Genomic DNA, 21,136 nt, shown 5'->3' with positions numbered 1-21,136 from the left:
CTTATAGCAATAGGATATATAGAAATATGCGTCATATTATTTCCCTATTAATGGAAAATGAATCTGGAGCTTTATCTCGAGTTGCAGGCTTATTTTCTGCTCGTGGATATAATATTGAATCTTTATCAGTAGCCCCTACAGAAGATCCTTCTCTATCTCGAATGACTCTGGTTACTTCAGGATCAGATAAATTGATAGCACAAGTATTAAAACAGCTAGATAAGCTGGTTGATGTAGTTATAGCAGAGGATCTAAATAAAGGGGAGCATATTGAACGAGAATTAATGCTACTTAAGCTATGGGCTGCTTCAGCAACTGAACGCAATGAGGCAAAGCAGTTAAGTGATATTTTTCGAGGTAATATCATTGATGTAACTGACAATACCTATACTATAGAGCTTACCGGTAGCGTAAGCAAGCAAGATGCATTTCTTCAGGCTTTTAGTGGATTTAAAATCCTAGAAACTGTTCGATCTGGTGCAATAGGTATTACTCGAGGAAAAAAAGCACTACAGCCATAATTTTTTTTAATGATTAGTAAACCACTAAATAAATTAAGTAAGTAATAAATATTACTATGAGGCAACCATGAACATCTATTACGACAAGGACTGCGATTTATCTCTTATTCAAAACATGCGAGTAGCCATTTTAGGTTACGGATCTCAGGGACATGCCCATGCAAATAATTTAAGAGATTCTGGTGTAGATGTGGTTGTTGGTTTGCGGGACGGATCTAAATCTATCATAAAAGCAGAAAATGCAAGCCTATCAGTACTTTCTGTTGAGAAAGCGGTTTCAGGTGCAGATTTAATTATGGTACTAGCACCGGATGAGCACCAACCTAGCCTTTATCAACACAGTATTAAACCGCATTTAAAACAGGGGGCTACACTTGCTTTTGCTCATGGCTTTAATATTCACTTTAGACAAATTGAGCCTCGTCCGGACTTAGACGTTATCATGATTGCCCCTAAAGGTCCTGGGCATTTAGTAAGATCTACCTATACCCAAGGAAGTGGCGTGCCCTCTTTAATAGCAATCCATCAAGATTCATCTGGAAGAGCAAAGAATATTGCCTTATCTTACGCACTTGCCAACGGAGGGGGTAGAGCAGGGATTATAGAAACCTCTTTTAAAGAAGAAACGGAAACTGATCTTTTTGGAGAACAAGCTGTACTTTGCGGGGGAGCAACTGCACTAGTTCAAGCAGGATTTGAAACTTTAGTAGAAGCAGGTTATGCACCAGAAATGGCTTATTTTGAATGTTTACATGAGTTAAAACTTATTGTTGACTTAATGTATGAAGGAGGTATTGCAAATATGCGGTACTCTATTTCAAATACTGCCGAATACGGAGATCTCACAAGGGGACCTAGAATTATTAATGATCGTACTAAAGAACAAATGCGGCACATACTTAAACAAATTCAAAACGGAGAATTTGCCCGTGAGTTCATTTTAGAAAATCAAGCAGGAGCACCTACTCTAAAGGCAAAGCGTCGATTAGGGCAAGAACACCTTATAGAGCAAGTTGGAGAAAAATTAAGATCCATGATGCCATGGATCGGGAAAAACAGAATTGTAGATCAAAGTAAGAATTAATTTTTATTAGCCGGTGAGTTTAGAATCTTCTAGACCATTGAAAATAGGTGGTCGGCGCCGTAGGGGGATTTATCTTCTACCTAACTTGTTTACTACAACGGGACTGTTTGCAGGGTTTTATGGAATCATTGCTGCTATAAATGGCCGCTTTGAAGCAGCAGCAGTTGCTATTTTCATCGCTATGCTAATGGATGGTATTGATGGTAGGATAGCCCGTATTACGAATACTGAAAGTGCTTTTGGAGCTGAATATGATAGTCTATCGGATATGGTTTCTTTCGGTATGGGCCCGGCTCTTATTGTTTATGAATGGTCACTGCACACTCTTGGGAAAATAGGCTGGTCTGCAGCATTTCTTTATGCTGCTTGTGCAGCATTACGACTAGCACGATTTAATACCCAAGTTGGGACTGCTGATAAGCGTTATTTTCAAGGACTTGCAAGCCCTGCCGCAGCAGCTTGTTTAATAGGGTTAGTGTGGGTTGCAACTGATCTTGATATACCAGGATTTGATCTTAGGCTTTTTGCACTTGTACTAACTATACTCATCGCTATCTTTATGGTGAGCAATATTCGCTACTATAGTTTTAAAAATTTCTACAATCATGATCAAGTGCCTTTTATAGCAATTTTAGCAGTAGTATTAATATTTATTTTAGTTTCTACTGATCCTCCTAAAGTATTGTTTATCTGTGCTTTGTTATATTCCATATCTGGCCCATTGATTACTTTAGTGCAACTTCGTCAACGTAGAATACAGCGCCGTCCTATTTCTCCATCTCATATTAATGAGGAATAAATTTCATTAATTTATTTACTCTCCTACTATTGCCTATTTAAGGGCGAATATCCAATTATTAACATTTAACTAAGCTACTTTTAAATTTTAAGTTAATATACATTAATAATGTAGGGGATCTTATTTACTATGGAAAACAGATTAATTATTTTTGACACCACTTTGCGGGATGGAGAACAAAGCCCAGGTGCCTCTATGACGCAGGATGAAAAGTTGCGTATTGCAAAGGCTCTTGAACGAATGAGAGTAGATGTAATTGAAGCTGGATTTCCTGCTGCAAGCCAAGGAGATTTTGAAGCAGTACGTGCTGTAGCTCATCTTATTAAAGAAAGCACCGTATGTGGATTAGCACGTGCATTAAAAGAGGACATTGACCGAGCAGGAGAATCTTTAGCGGGCTCGAATTCGGCCCGTATTCATACTTTTATAGCTACTTCACCAATCCACATGAAAGCTAAACTCAGAATGGATTCTGATCAAGTTCTAGATTATGCGATTAGAGCTATCCAGAGAGCAAAAAAGTACACAGATAATATAGAATTTTCCCCTGAAGATGCCGGAAGATCAGAAATTGATTTTTTATGTCGAATTATTGAAGCAGTGATTAAAGCAGGGGCGAATACAATTAATATTCCTGATACGGTAGGTTATAATTTTCCAGATCAATTTGGAAAACTTATCAGTACCCTGATAGAGAGAGTACCTAATTCAGATAAAGCAATATTTTCTGTACATTGCCACAATGATTTAGGTTTAGCTGTAGCTAACTCTTTGACTGCTGTAATAAACGGTGCTCGTCAAGTTGAATGTACCATTAATGGGCTTGGAGAAAGAGCAGGTAATGCTGCGCTTGAAGAAATCACTATGGCAGTGCGGACTCGGCGAGATCTATTTTCTTGTGATACTCGTATTGATGCGACACAAATTGTACCTACTTCCCGTTTAGTTTCAGGGATTACAGGATTTCCTGTCCAGCCTAATAAAGCAATCGTGGGTGCTAATGCCTTTGCTCATGAATCTGGCATTCATCAAGATGGTGTGCTTAAAGAGCGGGAAACTTACGAAATTATGCGTGCAGAGGATGTAGGTTGGTATACAAATCGTATGGTCTTAGGTAAGCATTCTGGGCGCAACGCATTTAAATCACGGCTTCATGATTTAGGGATTGATCTTAAAACTGAAGATTTAAATACTACATTTCAAAAATTCAAAGAGCTTGCTGATAAAAAGCATGAGATCTATGATGAAGATCTTCAAGCACTAGTGACTGATACTCATTTAACAGTAGAAAATGAGCGGTTTAAGTTATTATACTTAAGGGCAATTTCTGAAATTGGAGAAATACCTAGATCATCTGTAACTCTAAGTGTAGATGGAGTTGAGCACCAAGCAGAATCCATAGGTAGTGGACCTGTAGATGCCACTTACAAAGCCATTGATTTTATTTTAAAGCACGAAGTAAAACTTACTCTTTATTCTGTAAATAATATTACAAGCGGTACTGATTCTCAAGGAGAAGTTACAGTCCGGCTAGAAAAAGATGGTCGTATTGTTAATGGACAAGGATCAGATACAGATATCGTAATTGCTTCGGCAAAGGCCTATGTAAATGCATTTAATAAAATACTAAACCCTATTAGTAAAAATTATCCTCAAGTATAATAATTTTTTATGAAGATGTCCCATTTGCATTATCTAAATGCCATGGGAGTTACCCTTTGGCAACGCCGTAAATTTTTAGATACCTTAAAATCAGAGAGAAGGGAAATAGAAAAAAAAAATCCTTCAAAAAATGGATGGGAAAAACTTGCTTTAAAGGTAAGTAATTGCACCGCTTGTTCTTTATATAAAACCCGTATTCAAACCGTTTTTGGCACAGGGGATAAAAAAGCAAAGTGGCTTATTATAGGAGAGGCTCCTGGCGCTGATGAGGATAAACAAGGTGAGCCTTTTGTAGGTCGTGCTGGTCAGCTTCTTAATGAGATGTTTAAAGCTCTAGGATTACAGCGCTCTCAAATTTATATCACTAATATCTTAAAATGTCGCCCTCCAAATAATCGGGACCCTGCTCCTGAAGAGATAATGCAATGTAAGTCCCATCTTGAAAACCAAATTGCTTTATTGAACCCTCTGCTTATTTTAGCTCTAGGGAGAATTGCTGCTCAAAATTTATTAAATACTTCGGAAGCTCTAGGAAAGTTACGTAATCAAGTTCATCGATATCCAAATACAAACGTTCCGTTAGTTATTACTTATCATCCTGCGTATTTACTTCGATCCCCCTCAAAAAAGGCTGATGCTTGGCAAGATTTACAATTTGCATTAAATACCTTTAAAAAATTAGAATTAGGTAATTAATCATTATTAATTTAAGTAACTACATTGTTTAGGGATTTCTTAAAAAAATTACGTGGCTTCTCTCCGAGACCAATGCAAGATGAGGATTTAGATGCTGTAGTTATGATTGAAAAAACTGCTTGTGCTTTTCCATGGACATATCATACTTTTGCAGATTGTTTATATGCTGGATATGAAGCATGGGTATATGAGCGGGATAAAAAAATATACGGCTATGGCATAGTTTCCGTACGGGTAGGAGAAGCTCATATACTCAATATCTGTGTACATCCAGACTATCAACATCAAGGATGTGGGCATTATATACTTGCACATCTTTTAAAGATCTCTAAAACACTAAGTGCTCAGGTAGTTTTTCTTGAAGTACGCCCCTCTAACCATCGGGCTTTATCCTTGTATTATAAGTTTGGTTTTAATGAAATAGGAATTAGAAAAGGGTATTATCCTGCTAGAAAAGGACGGGAAGATGCATTTTTACTAGGATTATCTCTATAAGGAGAGGTTAAGTAAAATCTATAATTATTTTATTTACTATTTCTATATTAGGGTTGGGAAATAAATTTTTAAGACTAGCTTGTTTAAAAAAATAATTTGCTATAACCTTATAGCCTTAAATGATCAACTGGTGTTTTAAAGATAACACAGAATGTTATCTATATAAATTTTACATAAAAGGAGATAAAAATGGGTGCAATTTTAAAGTTAACTAACATGATGTTTACCCCTATTGGCTTGGTTGTTACAGTAGCTGTTGTTGTAGGTATTTATTACTTCGCTCAATGGTTAATGAAAGATTAATTTTGTTAGTTAATTTGCTTTAATATGTAAAAATGAGGAAGTGCATAGATAAACTAGGCACTTTTACCTACTAGTTATGTACTTCCTTTATTATGCTTGCTCCTAAATTCAGGTTTTAATAACCTATAAAAGGTAAAACCCCATCTAAGCTGCAATGATTTAGTACAATCTGTGCACTTTTTTGTACCTTCTCCTTTGCATGATAAGCAATTCCTAGACCTGCTGTTTTTAACATTTCTAAATCATTTGCCCCATCTCCGATTGCGATGACTTGGCTAGTTTCTATTTGAAGCTCTTTACATAAATAGAGTAGAAATTGAGCTTTAGTAGTTGCATCCACAATAGGGGGAGTTACTTCTCCAGTTAATTTACCATTCTTGATTTCTAATGTATTTGCTAAAGTAAAATTCAAGTCATATTTTTGTTTTAGCAGATCAGTAAAATAAGTAAATCCTCCGGAAACGAGAGCTATCCTAATATTTTTTTGTTTTAGAACAGATAATAATTCTCTACCGCCAGGATTAAGCCTTATTCTAGTTTCATATATTTTTTGAAGGATATACTCAGAAACTCCAGCTAATAATCTAACTCGTTGAGTTAGAGAGTCTTTAAAATCCAACTCTCCTCGCATCGCTGATTCTGTAATTTTACTTACTTCTTTTTTTTTTCCAACATAATCGGCAATCTCATCAATGCACTCTACATTGATTAATGTAGAATCCATATCAGAAATAAAAAGCTTGATTTGGTTAGGATTGTAATTATGGGGAAGTAGATTAATATCAAAAGGATAAGTAACCCTTAGATTGTTTAAGTCATCATGATTAAAACTAGATATTTGTATATTTTTATGTAATTGATAATAACTATTTTTAATATTGAGTGCCATGTCGTATTTTTCTGCTATTTTCTGTGCAGAATCTGAAGTAAGCCCAATTCCCTGTAGAATAATTTTAGTCATAATTTAGTGAGATTTTCCTCTCTAAAGAGTATAAAAATACAATTTTATTACGAAATAATATGTTATTTTCAATAGGATATAAAGTTTATACTCAAGATATCTTGACTCCTATTGTTGTAGTGCTACACTGCTTTATACAGAGGGTTTTATATACTTCCTGCTAGGAGTTATATTTACCTAGATGAGGGAAGATAAGAGGGGTAGGGGGTTATAGCGATCTTAATAAATTGCTAGCCGACCTACTAAATACAGTTCAGTCGAATAGGAGGTTATATCATCATGGCTGCAACTAGTAGAGCTGTAGCACGAGGTGCAGTAGTAGAAGAAGCTCCTTTATTTCCTATGGGAAATATGTGGCTTGCTACCGCTGCTATCTTTGCTTTTTACATTTGTGTACGTCTTTATGAAGGATGGGCTGGCTGGGAGTATGGATTAGATTCATTTGATCCAGCATTTGATAAGTACTGGATGAGATTACTATACGTCGAGCTAGTTCTAGAGTTTACATCCCTTTTTGCACTAGTGACCTATATGTGGAAAACCCGCGAGCGGGATCCAGATAGTCTTCACCCTCGTGAAGAATTACGCCGTTATTGCTCCCTATATTGCTGGTGGGTAATTTATGGTGTTGGTTTATTCTGGGGTGCTAGCTTCTTTACTGAACAAGATGGTGCTTGGCATCAAACCGTTATTCGCGATACTGATTTCACTCCAAGTCACATCCTTGAGTTCTATATGAGCTATCCTATCTACGTTATGTTTGGTATAGGATCTTATGCTTATGCAGTAACTCGTATTCCTTACTTTAACCTTTCCAGAGGTTGGTCTGTATCTTATTTAATGCTTATTCTTGGTCCTTTCATGATTTTCCCAAATGTAGGACTAAATGAGTGGGGTCATACTTTCTGGTTTATGGAAGAACTTTTTGTAGCACCATTACACTGGGGCTTTGTATTCTTTGCTTGGTTTATTCTTGCCATGTTCGGTGTAACCATGCAAGTACTACCACGTGTTCGTGAACTTATCGGTAGAGAACTTTCACAAAGTGAAGAGTACGTTCGCTAAGATACGAGAATAATAAGTCATTAAGTTAAGGACTTAATTTATAGCGGCTGCGATCTTACTAGATATTAGCTTTTAAGATAGTAGCCGCTTTTTATTAAAAAGTATATTTTATAGGAGAGTTAAAATGGCAACAGGAAGAGTAGGAACCGGAGCAGGTTCCGCGGTATACTCGCCAGAAGAAGCTGCTAAAGTCTCTAGAACTATGGATATTTTAGCTTTAGGTGCTTTCTTTTTTATCTTTCTAGCTTCATTTCACGTGCACTATATGCTCCTAGCTGGAGATTGGGATTTTTGGCTTGATTGGAAAGATCGTCGCTTTTGGGTAACTATTGCCCCGATTGTAGCAGTTTGTTATCCTGCCGCTATGCAGGCTTTTATGTGGGAGAAGTTCCGCCTTCCTTTTGGTGCTACTTTTGTAACCTTAGGGCTAATACTAGCTGAATGGATTAATCGCTATTTTAATTTCCATTTATTCACTTATTTCCCAGTTCATTTTGTACAACCTACTGTATTACTGCCAATGGCTTTAATTTTAGATGCTTCATTAGCTCTTGCTAAAAGCTTTGTGTTAGCTGCAGTTGTTGGGGGAATGAGTTATGGGCTATTAATGTATCCAGCCAACTGGCCTATTATCGGGCAATTCCATGAGCCTGTTGATGTAAATGGGTTGGTTATGTCTGTAGCAGACGTTATGGGTTTCCATTATGTACGTACTGGTAATCCTGAGTATATCCGCATGGTTGAGAAAGGTACGCTAAGATCTTTTGGTGAAGACGTAGTCCCTGTATCCGCTTTTTTCTCTGGGTTTGTTTCTATCTGTATGTATTTTGGTTGGTATATGGCAGGTCGTTGGTTCAGCAGAAGCTATTATACTGAGAGCATCTAAGTCAAAGCTTAAAAGGACAATATAATCAAAAGCTAACTAGGAGAGTAGCGAATATGAAAAGTACAGATGTGATAAATCAAACGAAAAAATGGCTACTAATGGGTACTGCTGCTGCAATACTAGCAGGTACCTGCTATGTACCAATAGCAGCAGCTCATGGCGAAAGATCCCAGGCTGCATTCCTTCGGATGCGGACAATCCACTGGTATGATTTAAAATGGTCCAAAGATACAGTTGAAATAGGTCAAAACTATGAGCTTACTGGAAAATTCCATACTTTTAGCGAGTGGCCAGAAGCTGTGGATTTACCTAGAGTATCTTTCTTAAATATTGGCCAACCTGGACCTGTTTTTATTCGGACTGGATCTTATATTAACGATATCTTTGTTCCTCGCTCTGTAGGTCTTGAGCTAGGTGGAGATTATAGTTTTAGAGTAGAGCTTAAAGCTCGTCGCGTTGGTAATTGGCACGTTCATGCCATGATGAATATCCAAGGCGGTGGCCCTCTTATTGGTCCTGGAAAATGGGTAACAATAACCGGTAACGAAGCTAATTTCAAAGATGAAATTACAACTCTTACTGGAAGAACTCTAGATCTAGAAGATACTGGAATGAGTAAGGTTGTTGGCTGGCATGGATTTTGGTATCTTATTGGTGTTCTCTGGATTTTCTACTGGGCGCGTCGTCCTTTATTCTTAGTACGCCATATGAAGTTGGAAGATGGAGTACCTGAGGATGAGCTTTTCACAGCTACAGATACTAAAGCTGCAACTGCACTCTTAGTAGGCACTCTTGTTGTGATCATGTATGGGTTTCAAGCTACAGAGTCTGAATTTCCAATTACAATCCCATTACAATCCGGATTACTACAGGATATTAAGCCATTGACTCCTCCTTATGGTAAGGATCCAATCACTGCAAAAATTACAACTGCAGGCTATCGTGTACCTGGAAGAACAATTAAGTTTAAAGTAGAAATTACTAACCATACAGATAAAGTAATGTCTATCGGTGAGTTTGAAACAGGTGGTGTACGCTTCTTAAATCCTAATGTAATTGTAGATGATACTGGTTATCCAGAAGAACTACTTGCCCCAGAAGGTTTAGAAGTTAGCCAGCAAGATGTTGCTCCTGGTGAAACAGTAGTTGTTGAGGTTGTAGGCACCGATGCTGCTTGGGAAGTACAACGACTTTCTGATGTCATTTATGACCCAGATAGCCGGTTTGGTGGTTTACTGTTCTTCGTAGACCCAGAGGGAAGAAGAATCCCAGTCGAAGTTGGATCACCATTGATCCCAAGCTTCGCTTAATTAGTGATAGAAGGTATTCTGTAGATCAATAATATATTGTATTTATAGAAGGTTTTCTTAAGGCGAGCCAGCTTCTAAGTAATAATATTAGGAGGCTGGCTCGTTTATTTATTTAACAGTTATTACATGTGCTAATAAATAAAGACTAAAAAGGAGGTTGCTCGGTGAAGAAGATACTTTTTAGCTATTTCGCAGCATTAGTCTTATTGAGCCATACGCCTGCGTTTGCCCATGGTGGTGGTGGTATGGATTCAGATAGATGCGCTATGCTTATTGATGATTTTAAGGTACATTTCTCAGCTTATGAGCCAGAAACTGTTGGTAATGAGCCTATGTGTCATGAGTTGCCTATGACAGGCAATGCAGTACTAGTTTTTGATTTAGAAGGAGAAGAATTACGGCAACACAAAATTGCTGTTCAATTACTTGATCCAGCAGGCAAAGTCATTGCAGAGAGACCTGCAGAAAAATACCCTCGTGGGGTAATAAATCTTTTTCCTACTTTAGAAACGGGAATATATAAGGTTAGAGTAACGCTGTATGATGGTGATCATCAGCACGATCATGAAATGGAGCTCCATGTGGGAAAAGGGTTACACACTAAAGCTTGGATTATCTCTGGAATATCCTGTGCTATTTTTATCGGCTCTATCTTTTGGTATGAAGAGCGGAAAAGAAAAATGATGCCTGCTGCGTAAAAAACTAGTCATAGTTATTTTCTTGTGAAGAATTTTCTTCTACTGCCGGTATATGTGCTATTCTTAGCGCTCCTAATAGCCTGCCAGCCATCTGAGGATACTAAAATTGTAAAGTATGACCTGGCAGGTACATGGGAATCTACTTTTGAAATAAAAGGTAGCAAGGATCAAATAGAAAAAAATAGAGTTTTACTTACTTTATCAGAGGGTACTTATCAGTATTCATGGTATAAAAAATTAATAAAAGAAGATGATACTACTGACTGGATTGAAATATCTCGAGAAGTTGGTAGAGTGTCAATGACTGAAGGTTATATGCAGTGGACGGCAGATTCTTATGGCCATAGAAGATATAATAAAAGCAACGATACATGGACGCAATTAAGAATGCATCCTAGTAGTAATGATCATGCAGTGTTTTCTTCTCTGGAAGGTAACAAACTTACGCTGAAGGAAGATTATAATGTGGATGGGGATTATGATGGCTTTTTTAATAGACCAGAAACTTTAATCTTTCTTAAAAAAGAATAAAAAGATATTGTAAGAGATAGGCTTAATTGAGGATATAGTTATGGATGTAAACGACTCTCATAGACGACCAGGAGATTATAATACAGGGGTAATCGTCACATCAATTTTTTTTGCTATTGTCTCCAGTGGGTCATTAATGAATTATTTTTTTATGCTCATTAGTACGAAAACATCCTCTGCTATAGAGCAGCAGCAAGGTATGGTAGATCATATTCTATGGCAAGATGTTGGCTTAACGTTTATAGTAAATTCTTTTGTTTTTATTGCTGCTATGCTGCTATACTTGCATCGTAAAAAATCATTTTATTTTTTCCTAGCTGCGTTGGTGGCTACATTAATAAAAATTAGCTTTACGGCAATCCATGAAGGATCCATCGCAAAAGTTTTCAGTTCAGCAGATATAGGTGGGTTAGTTGTTTCAGCTGTACTAATCTTAGTATGTATATATGTTTGGCGACTATCTCGATCAAATACTCTGAAATAGACTAATCTTAATTAGGTTTATAAAGTAGCTCCGTGAGTGCTACCCCTGGATCTTCTGCAACCATAAAAGATTCACCGATAAGAAAAATATCTACCCCAACCTGGTTTAATTTCTTAATATCATTACGAGAATAAATGCCGCTCTCGGAAACAACTAGGCAATGATCTGGGATCTTAGGTTTTAGATTAATCGTGGTTTCTAATGTAGTTTCAAAACTAATTAGATTGCGATTATTAATGCCTATCATTTTAGGATTTAATTCTAGTGCACGCTCAAGCTCTTCATGGTTATGTACCTCAATAAGTACATCCATATCTAAATGCTCAGCAAGTTGGCTTAACTCTTTCATAAGTGCATCTCCTAAAGCAGCCACTATTAGTAAGATACAATCGGCACCTATTACTCTGGATTCGTATACTTGATAGGGATCTATAATAAAGTCTTTTCTCAAGATAGGAAGTTGGCAGACCTCTCGAGCGAGGCGAAGGTATTCTTCGTTCCCCTGAAAAAAATCATGATCGGTTAATACCGATAAGCAAGTAGCCCCCCCTTTTTCATAGCTTTGAGCAATAAGATTAGGTGAAAAATTATTTCGTAATATTCCTTTGCTTGGTGATGCTTTTTTAATTTCTGCAATAATTGCTGTTTGGTTAGTATCTAATTTTTGCTTTATTGCTGCTTTAAATCCTCGAACTGAAGGTGCATGTTCTATTTTTTGGCTTAATTCTCTCATTGAGATTTTTTCAGCACGCTCTGTTATCTCTTCCGCTTTTCGCCATAAGATTTTTTTTAGAATATTTGGTGTATGACTACTCATTTTGGCTACCTAGGATAAATATCATTAGTGTATTTAATAAAATCATCGAATTTTCTTTGAGCTTTACCCGATGAAATTATTTGTAACGCATTTTTAATACCTTCTTCTAAGGAAGAAGCTAAATTAGCTGCGTAAATAGCTGCCCCTGCATTTAAAGCTACAATATCACGAGCCGCACCGGGTTGGTTAGCTAATACCGATTTTATAATAGCTACACTTTCTTGTGTATTCTGAACAGTTAGCTCGTCAATAGGAGAGCTCTTGAAATTAAACTGTTCTGGGGTAATAGTATAATTTCTAATAATATTATCTTTCAGTTCAGTAACATAGGTAGGAGCACTTATACTAATTTCATCTAATCCATCTTCAGAGTGTATTATCAGTACATGGTGACTTCCTAACCGTTTTAGTGCTTGAGCAAAAATATCAAGCCATTTTTTATTAAAAACGCCAATCACCTGATTGGGCGGATTTGCTGGATTTACAAGTGGTCCAATGAGATTAAATAAAGTACGAATACCTATTTCCTTTCTTACTGCTGCACAGTGCTTCATTGCACTATGATAGAGAGGGGCAAATATAAATCCAATCCCAGTCTTTTGTATATAAGAGATAATCTCATCTGGGGTTTGCTCAAGTTTAACACCCATCGCTTCAAGAACATCAGCACTTCCGCATTTGCTGGAGGAAGAGCGATTGCCATGTTTTATTACTTGACCACCTGCTGCTGCTACTACAAAAATACCTGCCGTTGAGATATTAAAAGTATTAGCATGATCCCCACCTGTACCACAGGTATCTACCAGATAGGGGCTATTGATCTGGATAGGTGTAGAAAATCTGCGGATTGCGGTAACAGCACCTGCTATTTCTTCAATAGTTTCTCCTTTCATATGAAGACTGGTAAGTAGAGCACTTATTTGTGCTTGAGTAGCTTGCCCTGACATGATTAAATCTATAGCAGATATCATTTCTTCATAAGATAGATGATTTCCTAAAGTAACCTTCCTAAGTGCACTTTGCATATCCATCTTATAAATTTAGTTTAGAGCGTGTTTTGTTTAAGAAAATTTAAGAGCAAATCATGACCATACTGAGTAAGGATCGATTCAGGATGGAATTGTACTCCTTCGATGGGGAGATATTTATGCTTTACCCCCATAATTTCCTCTACGCTCCCATTACTTGTTTGGGTCCAAGCAGTAACTTCTAAACATGAAGGCAGACTAGATTGCTCAATAACTAAGGAATGATATCTGGTTGCCTCAAATGGGCTACAGAGACCTAAAAACACGCCTTTGTCTACATGGTGAATTTGTGAAGTTTTACCATGCATGATTGTTTTTGCATGAATAATATTACCCCCAAAAGCTTGACCGATACATTGATGGCCTAAACAAACACCAAGAATAGGGATTTTACCGGCAAAGTGCTGAATAACATTTAAGGAAACGCCAGCTTCATTCGGAGTACAAGGACCGGGAGAAATAATAATGCGAGTAGGGGATATTTGCTCAATATCTGCAGTATTTATCTGATCATTGCGAAAAACCTTTACTTCTTCTCCTAGCTCACCTAAATACTGTACTAGATTATAAGTAAAAGAGTCGTAGTTATCGATCATTAACAACATAGTTATAAGTAGACTACTATACTAAATAGTAACAGATTATATTATAACTAAAGGTATATACTACAAACGTTTTTCTTAATTAGAATTATTTATTTTGAATCAAAAAACCAAAGACACCCAGCAGATAGCTTTTATTATCCTGATAGGGCTTAGTTTCTGTCACTTTCTAAATGATATGATGCAATCCCTATTAGCTGCAATTTATCCAATGTTAAAAGAAAACTATCACCTTAGCTTTAGCCAAATTGGGATGCTGACTATGTCATTTCAGATGACAGCATCTATCCTCCAGCCTTTAATTGGATTTTATACGGATAAACGACCTCTACCTTATATTTTATTTGCTGGAATGAGTGCTACTTTATTAGGTTTATTGCTTCTTGCATCTTCTACAAGTTACCTATCTCTCTTAATTGGTGCATCTTGTATTGGTCTTGGATCAGCAGTATTTCATCCAGATGCTTCACGAATTGCCAGAATGGCCTCTGGAGGGCATCACGGGCTAGCACAATCCCTTTTTCAAGTAGGCGGTAATCTAGGTACAGCGATTGGACCACTACTTGCTGCTTTCATTGTTTTATCTAGAGGGCAGGGTAGTCTGAGTTGGTTCTCTCTTGCTGCACTTTTAGGAATGATAATTTTATGGAAAATTGGTCATTGGTATAAACATAATTGCACCATAAAACAAAAATATAAAAATACTACTGTCTTTTTAGTATCTCCTAAACAGATAAAAATAGCACTGTCTGCTCTTTGTATACTTATGTTTTCAAAGTTTTTATATACAGTAAGTTTGAGTAGTTACTATACCTTCTATATGATTCATAAATTTCATGTTTCGGTCCAAGAAGCACAAGTATATTTATTTATATTTCTTGCCTCTGTAGCTGTCGGTACCTTAGTTGGAGGGCCAGTAGGAGATAAATTTGGTCGAAAGTGGGTTATTTGGGTATCGATCCTAGGGGTGCTCCCATTTACTTTAATCTTACCCTATGCCAATCTCTATTGGACTAAAGTATTAACGATATTGATTGGATTAATTATTTCATCGGCTTTCTCCACCATTGTAGTTTATGGTCAAGAACTTATTCCTCACCGAATAGGAACCATCTCTGGGATATTTTTTGGTTTTGCTTTTGGTATTAGTGGATTAGGTGCAGCAGCTCTTGGTGGGCTAGCTGATTTAAAAGGGATTGATTTTGTTTTTCATGTTTGCTCTTATCTTCCTGCCCTAGGATTATTTGCTGGATTTTTACCAGATATTAAACAACAAGAATTAAGTGAAGATGATATGGAAGAAATACAAGAAACTATAGAAAATGTTTAATGCTTATTAGATTGATCAGCTAATATAGCTGCCTGAAACATAGCTCGCCCCTTATTCATTGTTTCATTCCATTCATACTGCGGGATAGAGTCGTAGACAATTCCAGCTCCTGCTTGAATGTATAATGTGTTGTTTTTAATTACACCTGTGCGAATAGCAATCGCCATATCCATATTATCTGACCAAGCCAGATATCCTACCGCACCTGCATAAATCCCCCGCTTTGTCGGCTCTAGTTCATCAATTACTTCCATCGCTCTGATTTTAGGTGCACCTGAAACAGTGCCAGCTGGGAAAGTAGCACGTATCACATCCATAGTAGAGAAATCAGTTTTAATTTGCCCAATCACATTAGAGACGATATGCATTACATGAGAATAGCGCTCAATTGCCATTTTTTCAGTCACTTTAATACTACCTACTTCAGCAATTCGTCCTATATCATTTCTCCCTAAATCAATCAGCATTTGGTGTTCGGCAAGTTCTTTGGGATCTGCCATTAATTCTTGCTCTAAAGCAAGATCCTCGCTTTCATCTTTTCCTCTTCGCCGAGTTCCAGCGATAGGGCGTACTGAAACTTTACCTTCTTCAATCCGTACTAGTATTTCTGGAGATGATCCTACTACATAGAATTCATCAAAATTAAAATAATACATGTATGGGGAAGGGTTAAGGTATCGCAATGATCGATACAAATTTAGTGGCGGTGCCCTAAAGTTGACTGAAAGTCGCTGGGATAAAACTACCTGCATCATATCCCCATCTATAATATATTGGCGAGCTTTTGTGACAGCCTCTTTAAATTTAGTTTCTGTAAATTCAGAAATAAAATTATGCTCACTTATAGGGGTAGATGTAGAAGAATCAGATTGAGGTAGATAATTATCTAAAAGAGGTTTATAAAGAGCGTTTTCTAATACACTTAACCGTTGCACCCCTTGCGAATAATTCTCAGGATCAACATATACGATTAAATAGAGCTTATTGCTTAAATTATCAAAAATAACGAGTTCTTCGGAAAGAAGTAAAAAAATATCAGGCGTTTCTAATGTATTAGATTTATTCCAATAAGCTAATTTAGGCTCAATATAGCGAATTGTATCATAACCAAAATATCCCACTAAACCACCTGTAAATCTTGGCAATCCGCTGATTTCTGGTACTTTGAATCGTAGTTTAAAATTTTCTATCCAAGTAAGAGGATCATGGGTATCATAGGTCTCTACAATTTTCCGGTTAGTCTCAACCGTAATACCATGATGCTGTACTTTAATTACTGTACGACAAGGAAGACCAATAAATGAGTATCGACTCCACTTCTCATTCCCATGCATAGACTCCAATAAGTATGAATAAGGACCTTGAGCAAGCTTAAGATAAATACTTAAAGGAGTATCTAAGTCTGCCAATACTTCCCGAACAAGGGGAATATAGTTATAACCCTGAGAAACGAGGTGTTCAAAAGAGGGAACATCCATTGTTTTGTAGTAGAATTGGTTAAGCACCTTCTGAGCAGATCTATTAATTAAATCAGACTAAAGTATTTAAGTAGCGTGAAGTAAATTTTGAATTTCAACTAAAGAATCAATCACTGCATCCGGACGACTATCTCGAATATCTTGCCCATGGTTATAGCCATAACTTAAACAGACGATCTGAAACCCTGCAGCCCTTGCTGCTTTTACATCACTAATAGAATCACCTACCATAAGAGAATTCTCTGGAGCAGTATTAAAAAATTGAGCTGCATGGAGTAGTTGAGCGGGATGGGGTTTTTTTTGAGGAAGCGTATCACCGCTTATCACAATCTCAAAATAATCTTTAATTCCTAAATCTTGGAGTAAAGGATGGGTAAATTGGGCTGCTTTATTAGTAATACTGCCTAATCGATACCCCTGGGATTTCAACCATATGAGTCCTTCTTTGACTCCAGGATACAAGTGACTTCGTTTACTCGTATTTTCTTGATATAAATCAAGGAAAATTGGCTCTGCCTTTTGATATAAATCTTTATCTGGTTCTCCTTCCAGATCATCTATTAATGCTCGCTTAATTAGCCGCTCTACACCATTACCTACCCACTGGCGCACTTTTTCTTCTCCCCGGGAAGGCAATCCAACCTGATTTAGCATAACATCAGTACAATAGGCAAGATCAGGCACACTATCTACTAAAGTACCATCTATATCCATGACGATCATTGTAGGCTTTTTAAGCATTTCTTAACTCTCTAGGCATTACTAATTTAATCAAACCATTCACTTAACTTTAGCGAGCTCTGATCGCATTTCATCAATGGTGGTTTTATAATCTTTACTTTGAAAAATTGCTGATCCTGCTACAAAGGTATCTGCACCTGCCTCTGCTATTTCTCGAATATTATCTACCTTTACTCCCCCATCAATTTCAAGGCGGATAGGGCGACCACTTTCCTTAATAATTTTTTGTGCTTCTCTAAGTTTATCTAGTGCCGCAGGGATGAAAGATTGCCCTCCAAAACCTGGATTTACAGACATAATTAATATCATATCTACTTTATCCAACACATACTTTAAATGATCTAAAGAGGTGGCAGGATTAAAAACTAGACCCGCTTTACAATCATGGTCATGAATGAGCTGTAGGCTTCGGTCGATATGTTCTGATCCTTCGGGGTGGAAAGTAATATAATTTGCCCCTGCTTTTGCAAAATCAGGAATAATCCGATCTACAGGTTTTACCATTAAGTGCACATCGATTTCAGCAGTAATTCCATAATCTCTGAGTGCTTTACATACTAAAGGACCTATTGTTAAATTAGGCACATAGTGGTTATCCATCACGTCGAAGTGTACGATATCAGCACCTGCTTTGAGCACAGCATGTACATCATCTCCAAGACGAGCAAAATCTGCAGATAATATAGAGGGAGCAATTTTATAATTGGGCATAGTTATCTATATTCTTAAATATTTTCTTAGTCAAATTATATTGAAATACCCTTACTTTACCTGATCCCTCTCTATTTTTCAGCTTAATTTTTTTAAAATCTTTCATAAACTAAAGTATAGATTCATTAAAAATACTTGTTTTAAGCTTAAATAGGACTACAATAGTCCTAAATTAGGATTGGAAATTTCATATGTTGCGTATGAGTAAAATGGCTGATTACAGTATTGTAGTAATGACTCACTTAGCAATGGATCCTAGTGAGCAATGCACTACAGCTGATTTAGCCTCCCAAATAGGAATACCGCTACCTACGGTAAGTAAAATTTTAAAACAGCTTACTCGAGCACGGCTACTTACTTCTACTCGAGGGGTACAAGGAGGCTATCATTTAGCTAAGTCACCAACAGAAATTTCCATAATAGAGATTATTACCATATTTGAAGGACCTGTTGGATTGACCAGTTGTATTAACACACCAGGGGCGTGTAAGCAAGAGTCTTACTGTACTACTCGGACTCATTGGAAATATATTAATCGAGCTATTTATGAGTCCCTCTCTAAAGTTAAATTATCTGATATGGTTCAGCCAGTAAAAGAACATCCAGTCAGTCCCTATTTATTAAGCGATCAACTCAGTATTAATTAAGTTTTTATAGATAAAAGTTGATTTTATTAGGAATAAAATAATGTCAAGTGCAATTTTAAAAGCAGAAGATTTTACTAATCGGCAGTATAGTGCAGGTTTTATTACTGATATTGAATCGGAGTCACTTCCTCCTGGATTAAACGAAGATGTTATCCGTACACTTTCTGCTAAAAAGAATGAACCTGCATTCATGCTAGAGTGGCGTCTTAATGCCTATCGGGATTGGCTAAAAATGGACCATCCTGATTGGGCTCACGTGCATTATTCACCAATAAATTATCAAGATATTATTTACTACTCTGCCCCAAAACCTAAAAAAAATGCACCTAAAAGTTTAGATGAGGTGGATCCAGAGCTACTTAAAACTTATGAAAAATTAGGGGTTCCTCTTCATGAACGAGCAAAACTAGCTGGCGTTGCAGTAGATGCAGTATTTGATAGCGTTTCTGTTGCCACTACTTTTAAAAAGAAGCTAGGAGAAGCCGGTGTTATTTTTTGCCCCTTCTCAGAAGCAGTTAGAGAACATCCTGATCTGGTAAAAAAATATTTGGGCAGCGTAGTGCCTACCCGAGATAATTTTTATGCTGCTCTAAATTCAGCAGTATTCAGTGATGGATCCTTTGTTTACGTACCCAAAGGGGTACGTTGCCCTATGGAATTATCTACTTATTTTAGAATTAATGCGGCCCAAACTGGACAATTTGAGCGAACTCTTATTATTGCAGACGAAGGTGCCTATGTAAGTTACCTAGAAGGCTGTACCGCACCAATGCGGGATGAAAATCAGCTTCATGCCGCAGTAGTGGAGCTGGTTGCATTGGATAATGCTCAAATCAAATATTCTACCGTTCAAAATTGGTACCCTGGGGATGAAAAAGGTCGAGGGGGTATTTATAACTTTGTAACGAAGCGTGGTGCTTGCCGAGGAAAAAATTCTAAAATTTCTTGGACTCAGGTAGAAACAGGATCGGCTATTACTTGGAAATACCCCAGTGTTATTTTACAGGGAGATAATTCTGTAGGAGAGTTTTATTCCGTTGCCTTAACTAACAATTTTCAACAGGCAGATACAGGAACAAAAATGATTCATATTGGTAAGAATAGTCGCAGCACTATTATCTCAAAAGGAATCTCTGCAGGCAAAGGGCAAAATACTTACCGAGGCTTAGTCCGGGTAGCTCCTACTGCAGAAGGTGCTCGTAATTACACCCAATGTGATTCTTTACTTTTGGGTAGTACTTGTGGTGCACATACTTTTCCCTATATTGAAGTAAAGCACCCTTCAGCTCAAATTGAGCATGAAGCATCCACTTCTAAAATTAGTGAAGATCAGCTCTTCTATTGCCAACAAAGAGGTATTTCCCCTGAAGATGCAGTTTCTATGATTGTCAACGGATTTTGTAAGCAAGTCTTCAAAGAATTGCCTATGGAATTTGCTGTAGAAGCTCAAAATCTAATGAGTGTTAGTCTAGAAGGTGCTGTGGGTTGATAGTAGGATTTAAAGATTATTAAGAGATTAGTATGCTAACGATTAAAAATTTACACGCTAGTATCGGTGAAAAGCCCATCTTAAAAGGTATTAATTTGCACATTGGTGCAGGAGAAGTGCACGCTATTATGGGACCTAATGGATCTGGAAAAAGTACTCTTGCCAGTATCTTAGCAGGGAAGGAGGGTTATGAGGTAACTGACGGAGAGGTTTCCTATAAGGATAAAAATTTACTAGATTTGGTACCTGAAAATCGAGCTTGTGAAGGGGTTTTTTTAGGGTTTCAGTATCCAGTTGAGATCCCTGGGGTTAGCAATGTATATTTGCTCAGAACTGCACTCAATAGTATTCGTAAACACCAAGGGTTAAAAGAGCTAGATGCTATTGATTTTTTAGCCTTTGTTCGGGAAAAAATGAAACTTGTAAAAATGGATGAAACTTTCCTTCAACGAGCAGTCAATGAAGGATTTTCGGGGGGAGAGAAAAAACGTAATGAAATATTACAAATGGCTATTTTAGAGCCTACCCTTGCTATTTTAGATGAAACCGATTCTGGTCTAGATATTGATGCACTCAAAATTGTTTCAGATGGAATCAATGCCCTAAGAAATCCAGAACGAGGAATTGTGCTTGTGACCCATTATCAACGTCTCTTAGATTATATTGTACCTGATTATGTCCATGTGCTTTATCAAGGAAAGATAATAAAATCCGGCAAAAAAGATCTTGCTTTAGAACTAGAAGAAAAGGGTTACGGTTGGGTTATTGAGCAAAATAGTGAGTACCATTAAGAGCAAT

23 protein-coding genes are annotated in these 21,136 nt (G+C 37.1%); 16 read left to right on the top strand and 7 right to left on the bottom strand.

From position 1 onward, the window contains the following. Positions 1-26 precede the first annotated feature (26 nt). From ilvN to rimI, 6 genes are all read left to right on the top strand, one after another. Positions 27-521 (top strand): acetolactate synthase small subunit, encoded by a 495-nt coding sequence (gene ilvN / locus OOL07_RS06650; protein WP_264695768.1) that lies wholly within the window; start codon positions 27-29, stop codon positions 519-521. Positions 522-588: 67 nt separating this feature from the next. Next, the gene (gene ilvC, locus OOL07_RS06645; protein WP_264695767.1) at positions 589-1,605 is read left to right on the top strand and encodes a ketol-acid reductoisomerase; all 1,017 of its coding nucleotides are present in this window, start codon (positions 589-591) and stop codon (positions 1,603-1,605) included. A gap of 13 nt (positions 1,606-1,618) precedes the next feature. Further along, complete coding sequence (pssA, locus tag OOL07_RS06640) at positions 1,619-2,404, top strand: CDP-diacylglycerol--serine O-phosphatidyltransferase (RefSeq protein ID WP_264695766.1); 786 nt, start codon at positions 1,619-1,621, stop codon at positions 2,402-2,404. 129 nt (positions 2,405-2,533) lie between these two features. Continuing rightward, positions 2,534-4,066 (top strand): 2-isopropylmalate synthase, encoded by a 1,533-nt coding sequence (locus tag OOL07_RS06635; RefSeq protein ID WP_264695765.1) that lies wholly within the window; start codon positions 2,534-2,536, stop codon positions 4,064-4,066. Between the two features lie 9 nt (positions 4,067-4,075). Then, entirely contained in the window at positions 4,076-4,762 is a 687-nt protein-coding gene (locus OOL07_RS06630; protein ID WP_264695764.1) for a uracil-DNA glycosylase, read from the top strand. A 72-nt stretch (positions 4,763-4,834) separates the two neighbouring features. After that, the gene (rimI, locus tag OOL07_RS06625; RefSeq protein WP_264695763.1) at positions 4,835-5,257 is read left to right on the top strand and encodes a ribosomal protein S18-alanine N-acetyltransferase; all 423 of its coding nucleotides are present in this window, start codon (positions 4,835-4,837) and stop codon (positions 5,255-5,257) included. Between the two features lie 418 nt (positions 5,258-5,675). On the opposite strand, the gene serB is transcribed toward rimI, so the two are convergent. After that, positions 5,676-6,521 (bottom strand): phosphoserine phosphatase SerB, encoded by an 846-nt coding sequence (gene serB, locus OOL07_RS06620; RefSeq protein WP_264695762.1) that lies wholly within the window; start codon positions 6,519-6,521, stop codon positions 5,676-5,678. A gap of 279 nt (positions 6,522-6,800) precedes the next feature. On the opposite strand from serB, the gene OOL07_RS06615 reads away from it, so the two are divergent. From OOL07_RS06615 to OOL07_RS06590, 6 genes are all read left to right on the top strand, one after another. Then, positions 6,801-7,586 (top strand): methane monooxygenase/ammonia monooxygenase subunit C, encoded by a 786-nt coding sequence (locus OOL07_RS06615; protein ID WP_264695761.1) that lies wholly within the window; start codon positions 6,801-6,803, stop codon positions 7,584-7,586. A 124-nt stretch (positions 7,587-7,710) separates the two neighbouring features. Then, complete coding sequence (amoA, locus tag OOL07_RS06610; RefSeq protein WP_264695760.1) at positions 7,711-8,472, top strand: methane monooxygenase/ammonia monooxygenase subunit A; 762 nt, start codon at positions 7,711-7,713, stop codon at positions 8,470-8,472. Positions 8,473-8,525: 53 nt separating this feature from the next. Continuing rightward, entirely contained in the window at positions 8,526-9,782 is a 1,257-nt protein-coding gene (gene amoB, locus OOL07_RS06605) for a bacterial ammonia monooxygenase, subunit AmoB (protein WP_264695759.1), read from the top strand. Positions 9,783-9,946: 164 nt separating this feature from the next. Then, entirely contained in the window at positions 9,947-10,480 is a 534-nt protein-coding gene (locus OOL07_RS06600; protein ID WP_264695757.1) for a hypothetical protein, read from the top strand. Positions 10,481-10,534: 54 nt separating this feature from the next. After that, complete coding sequence (locus tag OOL07_RS06595; protein ID WP_264695755.1) at positions 10,535-11,011, top strand: hypothetical protein; 477 nt, start codon at positions 10,535-10,537, stop codon at positions 11,009-11,011. Positions 11,012-11,051: 40 nt separating this feature from the next. Beyond that, positions 11,052-11,495 (top strand): hypothetical protein, encoded by a 444-nt coding sequence (locus tag OOL07_RS06590; RefSeq protein ID WP_264695754.1) that lies wholly within the window; start codon positions 11,052-11,054, stop codon positions 11,493-11,495. A gap of 7 nt (positions 11,496-11,502) precedes the next feature. On the opposite strand, the gene trpC is transcribed toward OOL07_RS06590, so the two are convergent. The 3 genes from trpC to OOL07_RS06575 are packed head-to-tail and all read right to left on the bottom strand — an operon-like array spanning position 11,503 to position 13,945. Then, positions 11,503-12,312, bottom strand: coding sequence for an indole-3-glycerol phosphate synthase TrpC (gene trpC / locus OOL07_RS06585; RefSeq protein ID WP_264695753.1), 810 nt, complete (start codon positions 12,310-12,312; stop codon positions 11,503-11,505). Positions 12,313-12,317: 5 nt separating this feature from the next. After that, positions 12,318-13,343 carry an anthranilate phosphoribosyltransferase gene (trpD, locus tag OOL07_RS06580; RefSeq protein WP_264695752.1) on the bottom strand — a complete coding sequence of 342 codons (1,026 nt, stop codon included), beginning with the start codon at positions 13,341-13,343 and terminating at the stop codon, positions 12,318-12,320. Between the two features lie 14 nt (positions 13,344-13,357). After that, positions 13,358-13,945 carry an anthranilate synthase component II gene (locus OOL07_RS06575; protein ID WP_264695751.1) on the bottom strand — a complete coding sequence of 196 codons (588 nt, stop codon included), beginning with the start codon at positions 13,943-13,945 and terminating at the stop codon, positions 13,358-13,360. A gap of 94 nt (positions 13,946-14,039) precedes the next feature. Between OOL07_RS06575 and OOL07_RS06570 the strand changes: the two genes are divergently transcribed. After that, on the top strand, positions 14,040-15,272 hold the full coding sequence (locus OOL07_RS06570) for an MFS transporter (RefSeq protein ID WP_264695750.1): 1,233 nt from the start codon (positions 14,040-14,042) through the stop codon (positions 15,270-15,272). Here the strand turns inward: OOL07_RS06570 and trpE are convergent. The 3 genes from trpE to rpe form a co-directional block, all read right to left on the bottom strand. Then, positions 15,269-16,750, bottom strand: a complete 1,482-nt coding sequence (gene trpE, locus OOL07_RS06565) for an anthranilate synthase component I (protein WP_264695749.1) — start codon at positions 16,748-16,750, stop codon at positions 15,269-15,271. The two genes, OOL07_RS06570 and trpE, sit on opposite strands and share 4 nt — an antisense overlap. 66 nt (positions 16,751-16,816) lie before the next feature. After that, positions 16,817-17,491, bottom strand: a complete 675-nt coding sequence (locus tag OOL07_RS06560; protein ID WP_264695748.1) for a phosphoglycolate phosphatase — start codon at positions 17,489-17,491, stop codon at positions 16,817-16,819. A gap of 39 nt (positions 17,492-17,530) precedes the next feature. After that, positions 17,531-18,202 carry a ribulose-phosphate 3-epimerase gene (gene rpe / locus OOL07_RS06555; protein WP_413774107.1) on the bottom strand — a complete coding sequence of 224 codons (672 nt, stop codon included), beginning with the start codon at positions 18,200-18,202 and terminating at the stop codon, positions 17,531-17,533. Positions 18,203-18,393: 191 nt separating this feature from the next. Here rpe and OOL07_RS06550 point away from each other — a divergent pair, with 191 nt between their 5' ends. Genes OOL07_RS06550 through sufC form a run of 3 tightly spaced genes read left to right on the top strand, consistent with a single transcriptional unit; the run spans position 18,394 to position 21,129 of the window. Then, complete coding sequence (locus OOL07_RS06550; protein WP_264695747.1) at positions 18,394-18,849, top strand: SUF system Fe-S cluster assembly regulator; 456 nt, start codon at positions 18,394-18,396, stop codon at positions 18,847-18,849. 40 nt (positions 18,850-18,889) lie between these two features. Continuing rightward, entirely contained in the window at positions 18,890-20,338 is a 1,449-nt protein-coding gene (gene sufB / locus OOL07_RS06545; protein WP_264695746.1) for a Fe-S cluster assembly protein SufB, read from the top strand. Between the two features lie 32 nt (positions 20,339-20,370). Then, positions 20,371-21,129 carry a Fe-S cluster assembly ATPase SufC gene (gene sufC, locus OOL07_RS06540; RefSeq protein ID WP_264695745.1) on the top strand — a complete coding sequence of 253 codons (759 nt, stop codon included), beginning with the start codon at positions 20,371-20,373 and terminating at the stop codon, positions 21,127-21,129. Positions 21,130-21,136: the final 7 nt, after the last annotated feature.

The organism is Candidatus Nitrosacidococcus sp. I8, from assembly GCF_945836005.1.
GTDB lineage: Bacteria > Pseudomonadota > Gammaproteobacteria > Nitrosococcales > Nitrosococcaceae > Nitrosacidococcus.
The sequence above is the reverse complement of the archived record's forward strand: the minus strand, read 5'-3'. Positions and strand labels throughout refer to the sequence as shown.